Below are 12,678 nucleotides of genomic sequence, written 5' to 3' on the forward strand. Positions count from 1 at the left end.
ACTGTGTTTCAGAAAGCTTCTTTGAATCGATATATTTCATCCGCAGATTATGCATGAATATTTAAAATTCTTCGGTACAAATAATCAGCAAGAGACTGTTCGTTTTTTGATTTATGAAAGAGGCTTAGTGAGAATTAAATTGCTGACATAATATGTTCGATAAACTTATGAGCTAACACACATTATTCAAATACTTTGTGCTCAGTCATATTTACCCCTTTATCCCCAAAGTAATTACTTAAAAGTGGAGAATAAAAATGTCACAAGAATACATTGAACAAGATCAACGACAAAAATTATGGAAACTCATTAAAGACGTGCGTTTCACCATGATTAGCCATGTCACTGACAAGCAAGAAATTCATTCTCAACCTATGACAATGCTTAATTCTGATAAGATGAATGAGCATGAAAATATCTATTTTCTTATGAAAGAAAACAATGACCTTGTAGAGGCAGTCAATGCAGGTCGTAATCATCTTGGATTAGCATTCGCTAAACCTTCAGACGATATTTATGTATCAATTAGTGCTCATGGAGAAATCAGTACAGATGCGGCCCTAATCGATAAATTATGGAATCCTTGGGCTGAAAACTGGTTCGATGGCAAGACTGATCCTACTGTTCGCGTTTTGATAGCTAATGCTATTAGTGCAGAATTCTGGAATGTCAAAGACAATAAAGTCACCCATTTATTCAAAGTTTTGAAGGGCAATTTAACGGGTAAAACTCAAGAACTTGATACTGAACATAATACCCTGAACTTAAAATAAATGATTTTATTGATTTGAATGAATGCTTTAATTTTAGGTTAATTTGGATTGTCCCACAGTTAGTCAAGTGCATATATGATCTCGAATGAATGGTTTCACCAGCTCAAACATCAATTTAAAAAAGGCTGCATCAAGCAGCCTTTTTTGTGTATATAAATTGACTCAACTGACCTTTTGAATTAATTGCGCTTTGGCCACTTCTTGTTGCTTCAATAAATTACGTTGGATTTTTCCACTCGATGTTTTAGGCAACCCATCTACAAATTCAATTTCTTTTGGATAAGCATGCTTGGATAAACGAGATCTTACATAGGCTTGTAGCTTATCCATGAGTTCTGAACTTGCTTGATATTGTGGTTTCAATACCACAAAAGCTTTGACCAATTCAGTTCGCTCAGGATCAGGCTTACCGACAACTGCTGATTCTAAAACCTCTTCACATTCTAATAATGTGCTTTCCACATCGAAAGGCCCTACACGATAGCCTGACGTTGTAATGACATCGTCTGCACGACCCACAAAATCAATACCCCCTTCTTCGTTTAAACGAACGGTATCACCGGTTAAATAGTAGTTCCCAACAAAGGCTTTACGGTTATTACCACCATAGCCTGTGAACCACATGAGTGGAGATTGCGACCAGTCTAATGCCAATGTTCCAATCCCACCACGTTCAATTTCTTGGTGGTCTTTATTGAGCACTGCGAAACGATGACCCGGTATAGCAAAACCGGCTGAACCCACTTTTTTGTAGTGTTCTAAAGCGTGATGATTTGCAATCACCATACCGAGTTCTGTTTGCCCATATTGGTCATAAATATTGACGTTTAAATCGTGATTAAACCATTGAATCACTTCGGGCGTTAGTGGCTCTCCTGCACTACTCACAACCCGTAAATGTGATTTTAGGGATTCATCAAATTTTTCTTTAAAACCAAAGAACATACGAAATGCCGTTGGTGAACCGGTCAAATTACTGACTTTATATTTTTTGATGACTTGAAGTGCATGATCAACACTAAAAGCCCGTTCATCCATAATAATGCTGTGTCCTAAACTTAATGGCCCTGCAATTCCATAGTACAAACCATAAGCCCAACCCGGATCTGCCAAATTCCAAAATGAATCTTCATCACGCAAATCAACCGCATGTGTCATATACCCTTTAAATGCCAATAACGCTTTGTGTGGCACAGGTACAGACTTGGCTAAACCGGTCGTTCCCGATGTAAACATCATTAAAAATTCATCGTCAAATGAACGGGGAACTGAGTTAAATGTGGCGTCATGCAATTGCAACTCTGACCAAAAGTCAGGATCTGTTTGAATTGCTTGATCGGCATGTACGTTTAAAATATGCGGTAAATCAATGTGATTAAGTTTTGATCGTTGCTCAGTATTGGTTACAATCAGCTTTGTTCCCGCAGTTTGCACCCGATGCTCAATCGCTTTGGACTCAAATGCCGTAAACAAAGGCTGATAAATTGCCCCTATACGCCATGTTGCCAATACGGTGATCAATAACTCTGCAGTACGGGGTAATAGACCTGCAATGCAATCACCTGCTTTTAGCCCAATGCGCTGATAATAATTTGCCAATTGTGCAGAAGCTAAATCTAATTGCTCAAAAGTCCATTGTTCAGATTCACCATTTTTACCTTCCCAGATCAGTGCAGTTCGATTTTGCCCAACATAGCGCCCACAACATTCATCATAAGCATTGATTGAACTTGGCGTACCGACCAATTGTTCTGCAACCATTTTTTCAAAATTAAAATCACGATATGCTTGTTCTAGTGTCTTCATGACGACAATTCCTATCCTGTTCTCTATGACTCAAAGTGCAAGACTTTGAGGTTTATTAATCTTGTTGTTGTACCGCTGCGTATCCGTGACGATTCCTTTGCCACATCCGCTTTTACTGCTTTTCTATACACCGATTGCAATGTCGGTTTTTTAGTTTTGAAACTTATACTTTGTTAAACAATCTATTATTAGACTGTCTATACCTAGATAACCATGTTTGGATGTGCCCTGCAATTTCCATAACCATCAATACCATTGCAGGGTTTGAACATCGACCAAAGTCTATTTTTTAATCAATCATCCTTTGGTGACTTCACGTGCAATCACCAGACGTTGAATGTCCGATGCACCTTCATAGATTTGGCTGACACGTACATCACGATAAATGCGTTCAACTGGGAAATCAGATACATAACCGTAGCCTCCATGGATTTGAATGGCATCTGAACACACCCGTTCAGCCATCGTCGATGCAAAAAGTTTCGCCATCGAGGCTTCTTTTAAGCATGGAAAACCTGCATCTTTTAACGTCGCTGCATGGAAAATTAACTGGCGTGCTGCCTCAATTTGGGTGGCCATATCCGCGAGGCGAAATGCCACGGCTTGATGCTGAACAATCTCCACCCCAAATGCCTTTCGTTCATTGGCATATTCAACGGCTGCATCTAATGCCGCACGGGCCATACCCACAGACTGCGCTGCAATACCAATTCGACCCGACTCCAAGTTCGATAAGGCAATTTTATAGCCTTCACCCTCTTGGCCTAAAAGACTATCCGCAGGAATACGACAGTCATCTAAAACTATAGTTGCTGTATCGGAACAATGCTGACCCATTTTGTCTTCTAATCGCGATACGATATAACCAGGTGCATCCGTTGGTACTAAAAAGCACGAAATCCCTTTTTTACCTGCAGATTTATCCGTTACCGCAAAAACCAAGGCTACTTGAGCATGTTTTCCTGTGGTAATAAATTGCTTGGTGCCATTTAACACCCACTCATCACCATCACGCTCCGCTTTACATTCCAATGCACTCGCATCTGAACCCACTTGTGGTTCTGTTAGGCAAAAACAACCTAACCATTCGCCTGTGGCTAATTTTTTTAAGTATTTTTCTTTTTGTGCTTCTGTACCATAACGCTGCGTAATGCCACATGGCAGTGAGTTTTGTACGCTGACAATCGTCGAAATCGCACCATCACCTGCAGCAATTTCTTCTAAGGCAACAACCAAAGACACATAGTCTAAACCTGCACCCCCCCATTCGTCCGAAACCGTCATGCCTAAAGCACCCAGCTCACCAAGTTCCTTTAGCTCTTGTGCAGGAAATGCTGCCGTTTTGTCACGCTCTGCTGCCGTCGGTTTCAGTTTTTCTTGCGAATAGCTTCGCATCATATCCTGAACCATTTTTTGTTCATCATTTAAAATCATGAGACTTCCTTTTCTAAATCTTTTATAGCGTGTATAGCTTTAAATTTTGGATAACTGCGGAATTAAAAATACTTTGGCTGTATAAAGCAAAGTTGGATACACGACGACGTCATTTGCAACTGTCTGAGGCAGGACGCCATTAATCTCTAATGATTCTGCGACCTATAAATCAATAAATGCTTGATGACAAATTTTGCAAATGACAATGGTTTTGGTTACTTTTGCCGAAACAAAAGTAACGCGATGAACTACTGTCAACGAAGTTATTCTCGATCAGACTCCGTCGTAGAAGCCTGAATAAGCAGTTTTAATAAATAACTATTTAGGCTGCATACGGATCGCGCCATCAAGACGTATCACTTCGCCATTGAGATAAGCATTTTCAAAAATATGTGTCACTAATTTTGCAAACTCTTGTGGTTTTGCTAAACGTGGTGGGAAAGGCACCATTTGCCCCAAAGCATCTTGTACATTTTGTGCTAAGCTTTTGAGCATCGGCGTTTCCATAATACCCGGAGCAATGGTCATCACACGGATTGATTCTCGTGCAAGCTCACGTGCAAGAGGTAATGTCATTGCAACCACTGCCCCTTTGGATGCTGCATAAGCCGACTGACCAATTTGACCATCAAAAGCCGCAACCGACGCCGTATTCACAATCACCCCACGCTCTTCTTCACCCGCTTTTAATTCATATTTAGCAATCAGTTGTGCCGCATAGCGCAGCATATTGAATGTACCTGAAACATTAATATTTAATACTTTTTGGAACATCGCTAAATCATGTAATCCGTCACGACCTAAAACTTTTGCAGAGGGTGCGATACCTGCGCAGTTCACTAAGCCATTAAGTTGACCAAATTCCACTTCAACTTGTGCAAAGAAAGCGCTTACCGCTTGTTCATCGGTAACATCCAATTGAACAAATTTCGCATGATCACCCAGTTGACGTTGCATTGCTTCGCCATGCTCATGATTCATATCCACAATAATCACTTTGGCACCCAAGCCAATCAGATGTGTTGCTGTCGCAGCGCCTAAACCCGATGCACCACCGGTCACGACGAAAACTTTTCCTTTAATGTCCATAGCATTTCCCTATTTATGATGTCTTGTTTTAAATTCGACTTAAGATGCAGAGTAAACAGAGAATTTATTCAGTACAATTTCCAAATGTTGCATCTTTTCTGATGTATTTGGACAATTCTGAACAAGGACCTATCCGCACATATGCCGAAGCATGGACTCGAATACAGCAAAGGGACGATTTCTATCGACTTGGTGCATGAAGCATTACACGATGCGCAAAAAAAGCACTTTGATATTTCTGCTATTTTGCATAAGTCTGGTATACCCTCAGAGTTACTGCTATCGCGTAAAACCAGAGTTTCTGTTTCTCAATATGCGGCTTTATGGACTCATCTTGCAGATGTGATGGATGATGAATTTTTTGGCATGGATCGGCATGCCATGCGACGTGGTAGTTTTAAGCTACTGTCGAAAATGGTCATGCACAACAGCACCTTGGGTGATGCACTCAAGCAAATCCTACAATTTTTAAATCTGGTTTTAGATGACTTGCATAGTGACTTAACCATTGAAGATCACTTCGCTTATATCGTGATCTATGACCAACAAGCGCCTAAACGCATGTTCAGCTATGCCACATATTTAATGCTTATCCATACGCTACTGTGCTGGCTAAGTGGTCAACGGATTTTATTAAACCAAATCCAATTTAAATGTGATGCACCTATTGATGATCACGACTACAAAGTTCGCTTCTGTGAAAATATTCATTACCAAGCCAGTCAAAACTACATACAGCTCGATGCCAGTTATTTAAGTCTACCAATCAAACAAAACACACGTTCGTGGTATCAATTCTTACAACAAACACCTGGAAACCTCTTGGTGCGCTTTAAAAACCCGTATGCACTTAGCAGCCAAATTCGTAAACAACTGTTAGACGTTTCTCCTGCTGAATGGTTAGAGTTTTATGAGTTGGCGGTCAAAATGAATATGTCGGAAGCCACGATGCATCGCCGTCTTAAAAGTGAAGGTGTGAGTTATCAACAACTCAAAAATGATATCCGACGAGATACCGCCATCGATTTTTTAACCCATACCGATAAAAGCTTGCAAGATATCAGTGAAGAACTGAATTTTCATGATCCGAGTGCTTTCCATCGGGCTTTTAAAAAATGGACAGGCGTCAGTCCCGGTGCGTATCGACAAAATAATGCGCCTGAATTCAAGGCCTAAAATTTGATATTCGCTATTTATAAATTGAATATTCATCTAATTAATAGAAAATCAATAACTTAAAAATATTCAATAAATAGACTGACCATTCATCCTTGAACGATTGCTACTTTAGTCTAATTAGGTTATTTTTCACTCAATTTAAAGCACTTTGCTTATTTTTTTCTAATTCTCCTGCATCTCCTTGAAAGGCTTTCCTATGCTTAAGATGATTGATGTTCTTGAACAACAACTTGTTCAAAACTTTTCAGATTCTCTTTTCACTCAGATTGACGCAATTGATGAACTGTTTCACGAACAGCTTAAAACTGTTGCAGATATCGATTTGCAAAATTTGATTTCACAATTTTTTAGCACTGAAAATGCAGTTGAAGTTGCTCATGCACTGGATATCCAAGCAGATGACATTGAAGCAATTCAAGCAGGTGCAAATCCAAAAGATGAAAATTTAGTCAATGCAACTGCAAAAATTATTGCTTACTGTCTTGCAGTAGAAACATCAGCTTTAGAACAAGTTGAAGTCTCCGATAGCTTACAAGACTACCCAATGTAAGTATTGATCGAATTTAAAAAAGCAGCGAAAGCTGCTTTTTTATTGGAAAGATTATTTTAAGCCTATATTCACTATAATTTTTGAATATTCATTACACTAAAATATCTAAGCATTTTTCATGCAAGCTTACACATTAATTTATATAACAATATTTCAGCATAATTAAATCCAATAAAGTATTTTTATATCAAATACTTATATTTGATTTACACACTTATCTCGTTTTCTATTATTCTTAGCATTTATTCTGTTTTGTTTCTGAAATATTTCCGTCGTATCTATGTGCTCATAATTCAACACTTGATTGTGAACGATATGACTTCCCTATTTAAAAACTCAAAACTGATTTTTTCTACGCTGACGTTCAGCCTATTCAGTAGCTCTATCTTTGCTGCTATTCCTTCGACACTTAAACTGGATTATGCCTACTATGCACCGACCAGTTTAGTGGTGAAGGAACAAAAACTCTTAGAAAAAGCATTACCCAAAACACAAATTAAATGGGTCTTTAGCCAAGGTAGTAATCGCTCACTCGAATATCTGAATAGTGGCAGTGTGGATTTTGCCTCAACGGCAGGACTTGCAGCCGTTTTGAGTCGTGCCAATGGCAGTCCGATTAAAACTGTATACATCCAGTCACAGCCTGAATGGACGGCATTGCTTGTGGCAAAAAACTCTCCGATTAAAAGTCTGAAAGACCTCAAAGGCAAAAAAATTGCAGCGACCAAAGGAACCGATCCCTTCATGTTTACTTTGCAGTCTTTGGAAACAGTCGGCCTCAATAAACGTGATGTGCAATTGGTACATTTACAACATCCTGATGGAAAAACAGCTTTAGAACGTGGTCAAGTCGATGCATGGGCGGGATTAGATCCACTCATGGCATCGGCACAGGTACAATCAGGCGCGCGTTTGCTTTATCGAAATGTGGGTTTTAACAGCTATAGCGTTTTAAGTACCAAACAACAATTTAGCCAGCAAAGTCCTGAAGCCGTTGAAGCTGTGATTAAAGCCTATGAACAAGCACGACAATGGGCCAAAGCCAATCCAGATAAATTAGCCGAATTATTAGCACGTGAGTCCAAGCTTCCATTGGCTGTTGCCAAGCTTCAGTTGAGTCGTACCAACTTTGATCAAAATATCCCAACAGCTAAACACATTGCGGCCTTAAAGAAATCTGGCACGATTTTGACTGAAGAAGATTTAGTTCGTAAAGGAACCAATGTCAATCAAGTCATTGACCAACTTTTTGAAGCACGTTATGCGAAAAAGGTTGTGAAATAACATGTCATCATCACTGACTCAACCCAAAATCGATACAGCGGTTTCGACCGCTTCCGATTCATCAAACCATATAAAACCCAAGTTGATCTTGATTTTAAAAGGTCTTGCTCTACCTGTGGTTTTATTGCTGCTATGTGAAATCTTGGTCAAAAATGGTGTTATCGAACCGTATCTACTCCCCGCTCCGAGTAGTCTTTGGCAGTCATTTATAGAGTTATCTGAAGGTGAACTTTGGCAGCATATCTGGACCAGTACTTGGCGGGTATTTTTAGGCTTTTTTATTGGTAGCGGACTTGCTCTGATTTTTGCACTCTTAGTCGGTTTGAACAAACAAGCCGAAGCATTTTTGGAACCTACATTTTCAGCAATTAAATCTATCCCCAGTTTGGCATGGATTCCCTTACTGCTCTTATGGTTAGGTATTGATGAATCATCAAAAATCACCCTCATTGCCATAGGTGCTTTTTTCCCGACCTATACCAATACCGTTGCAGCAATTCAAGGTGTAGACCGAAAACTCATTGAAGTTGCTCAAGTTTATCGTTTGAAATATTTCAGGCAGATTCGTGAGATTATTTTACCTGCAGCATCACCGGGTATACTTACAGGCTTACGCAATAGTTTAAGTTTGGCGTGGATGTTTATGATTGCAGCAGAGTTGATTGCAGCCACGCAAGGTATTGGCTATTTGCTCAGTGATGGTCGTGAAACCTCACGTCCAGATATCGTAATTATTGCCATTATTCTATTGGCGCTCTTAGGGAAAATCACCGATAGCCTGATGAAATATCTAGAACAATACCTATTGCGTTGGCGTGATGTGGTGAAGTAACGTATTTTTCCACACTTGCAAATGCACACATGCAAATATTCACATGTGAATTGAAAAAAAAATAAAATAAAGCGCATTCAATGCGCTTTATTTTTGACTATTTCTCTAACACCAAATCAGTGTTGCCACTGGCCTAAACTGACACGGTCATTGCCACCATAATCTTTTACAGTCCGAACATTTCGATACCCAGCTTGTAAGAACAAATGTCTGACTGCTTCCCCTTGGTCATAACCATGTTCGAGCACCACCCAACCATTCACGGTTAAATGTTTTTTGGCTTGAAGAATGATTTGTTCAAGATCAGCAAGCCCATGATTATCTGCAACCAAAGCACGTTCAGGCTCTGTTGCCAAATCCTTCATGTGTACATCATCAGCATCGATATACGGCGGATTTGACACAATTACATCAAAGAAAGCACGACCAAAGGGTTTCAACCAAGAACCTAAGACAAACTGCACATGTTCAAGATCATGCTTTTTGGCATTAAACTCAGCGACTTCCAATGTAGGTTCGTAAATATCTGAAGCCACAATTGACCAATCTGGACGTTCACTGGCTAATGATAACGCTACAGCACCAGTTCCTGTTCCTAAATCGACCACACGAGCATCTTCAGGAAGTTCTAAACGCAGTACAGTTTCAACAAGTACTTCCGTATCAGGACGTGGCACCAAAGTATCTTTAGTCACTTTTAAGTCTAGCGTCCAAAATGGCTGAGAACCTGTGACGTAAGCCAAAGGCTCACCTGCGGTAATACGTGTAAGACTTTCAACATACAGTTGTTCTTGCTCAGCTGTTAATTCTTGATCCTTTTTCATGATTAAATCAAAAGAATCTATCTTGGTGATATGCTCTAACAACCACGCATTTTCCTGACGTTCATAACTCTCAGGTTCACCACGATAGGCCAAAGCCTGTGCAATATTCATTAGCCACCATTCTGCTGTGCTAATAACGCCAACTGATCGGCTTGATATTCACGATGCAAACTATCTAGCAACTCAGTCAAATCACCTTCCATCACTGCATCCAACTTATACAGTGTTAGGTTAATACGATGATCAGTCATACGACCTTGTGGATAGTTATAGGTACGAATACGCTCAGAACGGTCACCAGAACCCACCAAGTCACGACGCATTTCAGACGTCGCGGCATCTGCCGCTGCGCGTTTGGCATTTTCTAAACGAGAAACCAACAGCGCCATCGCTTTGGCTTTGTTTTTATGCTGTGAACGTTCGTCCTGACATTCTACAACTGTACCCGTTGGAATATGGGTAATACGTACAGCAGAGTCAGTTTTGTTAATGTGCTGACCACCCGCACCAGATGCACGATAGGTATCAATACGTAATTCTGAAGGATTAATTTCAACACTGGTGTCTACATCAATTTCCGGCAAAATCGCAACAGTACATGCCGAAGTATGAACACGACCTTGTGACTCTGTTGCAGGAACACGCTGTACACGATGTGCACCACTTTCAAATTTCAAACGACCATATACGCCTTCACCATTGATGAGGCAAATCACTTCTTTATAACCGCCATGTTCGCCGTCATTTTCAGACAGCACTTCAATACGCCAACCTTGTGATTCAGCATATTTACTGTACATTCGATACAAGTCACCAGAGAAAATTGCAGCTTCATCACCACCTGTTCCGGCACGAATTTCTAAATAAGCAGAGTTCGCATCATTCGGATCTTTTGGAATCATCAGAATGTTTAAGTCTGCTTCAAGCTGACCGATCAAAGCTTTATTTTCTTTGATTTCCTCAACGGCCATCTCTTTAAAATCTGGATCCGTCATCATTACTTCAGCAGTCTCAATATCTTCTTCAGCTTGACGGTATTTTTTCCAAACTTCAGTGATTTCAGATAAATCACTATGCTCACGTGACAACTGACGGAAACGTTTGTTGTCTGAAATGACTTCTACATCTGCGAGTAATGCATTTAATTCTTCGTGACGGTCAGAGAGCTGATCTAATCGTAAACGTAACGATTCTTTCATTTTTCAAAAAATCTCAATACACAGGCTCTACCGCTAAACTTTCACGGATATGCCAAAATTCAAAATAATGGCGCTAGTGTACCGATAATGGGTCTGAAATGACATATATATTGTTTTTTGGCCTATCAATGACCCTAAATATCAAAGTGTGAACTTCATCACTCCTACCTTTCTCCACAAAGTCGTACAGATTTTCTGCATTCGACCATTTTTTTCACAATATTAATAAAACTTATACAAACTAGACACTCAAATCACCAAATAAAGAGAAAGCTCTCCATATTTATAGCGAATAGTTTTGTTACATTTACTGCCATCGAAATGATTAAGAAAAGTCCTCGCGTTTATGAAGGACATGGAGTGAACTATGAAACTGAATACTCTTTTAATGACAGCCACTCTAGCAACTGCTTCTATGTTCACTGTGTCTGCAAATGCAGATAGTACAACACGCGTTGCTGCAGCTAGTGCATTAGGTAGTGTTGCAGGTACTGCAATTGGTAAAAACATGGGCGGTAATACCGGCGCTACAATTGGTGCCGCTCTTGGTGGTGCTGGTGGTGCTGCGGTAGCAAGTAATAAACGCAACCGTACAGAATCTGCTATCGGCGGTGCTTTAGGTGGTGGTACAGGTTATACTGTTGGTAAAAGCATGGGCGGTACAAACGGTGGTTACATCGGCTCTGCACTAGGTGCTGCTGGTGGTGCTGCTCTAGGTAATAAAATCTCTAAAGATAAAGCTTACGACAAACACCAAGAACGTAAATACAAAAAACGTTACCGTCGTCGTCACTAATTCAAAATTAGTGAGTCCTTATTGAATAGTGAAAATAGCACCTTCGGGTGCTTTTTTTATGTATCGCCTTTTTTCAAATGATAAATACAACTTTATTTATTGCTCCTGATAAATATTTAGATTTGCCTTCCCTCCAACCAAGTCATCAATCATGTAGAAATAAAGTGCAAAATTTACATTGCAGCAACGGAACACGTATTTTATTTCACATCACGCTCCAAATATTCGCTATGTGTTTTCATATATTGATATCAACAGATAAACATCATGCTTCGTAAGGAGTTTAAAAATGAAAATTAATAAAATTCTATTCAGTGCAGCAATTGCCGCTTCAGCGCTTACTATGACTGCAACACATGCAGGTAATAGCACCAATACTGCATTAACATCTGCTTTAGGTGGTGTTGTTGGTGCAGCAATCGGTAACCAAGTTGGCGGCCAAACTGGCGCAATGATTGGTTCAGCTATTGGTGGCGGTGCAGGTGCTGCAGCATCGGCGAACAAACGTGACCGTAATGGTGCCATCATTGGTGGCGCACTTGGTGGCGCAGGTGGTTATACCGTAGGTAAAAACATGGGCGGCACAAACGGTGGTTATATCGGCGCTGCACTTGGTTCAGCAGGTGGTTCTGCACTAGGTAAAAAAGTGTCTGAAGACCGTCGCTATGATGACCGCTACAATGGTCGTTATGATGATCGCTATGACCGTCGTTATAACAACCGTGGCTATCGTACCAATAATTATAGCTACAACGACCGAGGCTACCGTGGAGACAATGGTCGTCACTTAGGTTGGTACAAAAACGGTAAACGTTAATCGATATATTTCAATGGAAAAAAATCAGCACCTTCGGGTGCTTTTTTGTATATAAAAAAAGTTTAGATATATCTAAAGTTGTCTTTTTACACCGC

At 40.1% G+C, this 12,678-nt stretch carries 12 protein-coding genes; 7 read left to right on the forward strand and 5 right to left on the reverse strand.

Annotation, left to right across the window (positions count from 1 at the left end; translation table 11 throughout):
* The first annotated feature begins 257 nt into the window (after positions 1-257).
* Complete coding sequence (locus FTU02_RS10810) at positions 258-773, forward strand: pyridoxamine 5'-phosphate oxidase family protein (protein ID WP_180157084.1); 516 nt, start codon at positions 258-260, stop codon at positions 771-773.
* A 162-nt stretch (positions 774-935) separates the two neighbouring features.
* On the opposite strand, the gene FTU02_RS10815 is transcribed toward FTU02_RS10810, so the two are convergent.
* From FTU02_RS10815 to FTU02_RS10825, 3 genes are all read right to left on the reverse strand, one after another.
* A complete protein-coding gene (locus tag FTU02_RS10815) occupies positions 936-2,579 on the reverse strand; it encodes an AMP-binding protein (RefSeq protein WP_180157087.1) in 1,644 nt (547 codons plus the stop codon).
* Between the two features lie 297 nt (positions 2,580-2,876).
* Positions 2,877-4,013 (reverse strand): acyl-CoA dehydrogenase family protein, encoded by a 1,137-nt coding sequence (locus FTU02_RS10820; RefSeq protein WP_078193952.1) that lies wholly within the window; start codon positions 4,011-4,013, stop codon positions 2,877-2,879.
* Positions 4,014-4,331: 318 nt separating this feature from the next.
* Positions 4,332-5,102: a 3-hydroxyacyl-CoA dehydrogenase gene (locus tag FTU02_RS10825; protein ID WP_180157089.1), complete on the reverse strand. Its 771-nt coding sequence runs from the start codon at positions 5,100-5,102 to the stop codon at positions 4,332-4,334.
* A gap of 141 nt (positions 5,103-5,243) precedes the next feature.
* Here FTU02_RS10825 and FTU02_RS10830 point away from each other — a divergent pair, with 141 nt between their 5' ends.
* The 4 genes from FTU02_RS10830 to FTU02_RS10845 all read left to right on the forward strand — a co-directional run bounded on the left by FTU02_RS10830 (position 5,244) and on the right by FTU02_RS10845 (position 8,947).
* Positions 5,244-6,278 carry an AraC family transcriptional regulator gene (locus FTU02_RS10830; protein ID WP_180157091.1) on the forward strand — a complete coding sequence of 345 codons (1,035 nt, stop codon included), beginning with the start codon at positions 5,244-5,246 and terminating at the stop codon, positions 6,276-6,278.
* Positions 6,279-6,477: 199 nt separating this feature from the next.
* The gene (locus FTU02_RS10835) at positions 6,478-6,831 is read left to right on the forward strand and encodes a hypothetical protein (RefSeq protein WP_168377729.1); all 354 of its coding nucleotides are present in this window, start codon (positions 6,478-6,480) and stop codon (positions 6,829-6,831) included.
* Positions 6,832-7,146: 315 nt separating this feature from the next.
* Positions 7,147-8,115, forward strand: coding sequence for an aliphatic sulfonate ABC transporter substrate-binding protein (locus FTU02_RS10840; RefSeq protein WP_180157093.1), 969 nt, complete (start codon positions 7,147-7,149; stop codon positions 8,113-8,115).
* A 70-nt stretch (positions 8,116-8,185) separates the two neighbouring features.
* Complete coding sequence (locus FTU02_RS10845) at positions 8,186-8,947, forward strand: ABC transporter permease (protein WP_372491147.1); 762 nt, start codon at positions 8,186-8,188, stop codon at positions 8,945-8,947.
* 116 nt (positions 8,948-9,063) lie between these two features.
* Here the strand turns inward: FTU02_RS10845 and prmC are convergent, their stop codons facing one another.
* Positions 9,064-9,882 carry a peptide chain release factor N(5)-glutamine methyltransferase gene (gene prmC / locus FTU02_RS10850; RefSeq protein ID WP_180157095.1) on the reverse strand — a complete coding sequence of 273 codons (819 nt, stop codon included), beginning with the start codon at positions 9,880-9,882 and terminating at the stop codon, positions 9,064-9,066.
* On the reverse strand, positions 9,882-10,970 hold the full coding sequence (gene prfA / locus FTU02_RS10855; RefSeq protein WP_078188570.1) for a peptide chain release factor 1: 1,089 nt from the start codon (positions 10,968-10,970) through the stop codon (positions 9,882-9,884). The genes prmC and prfA overlap by 1 nt, the downstream gene beginning before the upstream one ends.
* Positions 10,971-11,337: 367 nt before the next feature.
* Here prfA and FTU02_RS10860 point away from each other — a divergent pair, with 367 nt between their 5' ends.
* Positions 11,338-11,766, forward strand: coding sequence for a glycine zipper domain-containing protein (locus FTU02_RS10860; RefSeq protein WP_078193959.1), 429 nt, complete (start codon positions 11,338-11,340; stop codon positions 11,764-11,766).
* A 289-nt stretch (positions 11,767-12,055) separates the two neighbouring features.
* Positions 12,056-12,583 (forward strand): hypothetical protein, encoded by a 528-nt coding sequence (locus FTU02_RS10865; RefSeq protein ID WP_168377731.1) that lies wholly within the window; start codon positions 12,056-12,058, stop codon positions 12,581-12,583.
* Positions 12,584-12,678: the final 95 nt, after the last annotated feature.

It is taken from the genome of Acinetobacter sp. YH12045, from assembly GCF_013419925.1.
GTDB classification, from domain to species: Bacteria; Pseudomonadota; Gammaproteobacteria; order Pseudomonadales; family Moraxellaceae; genus Acinetobacter; species Acinetobacter amyesii.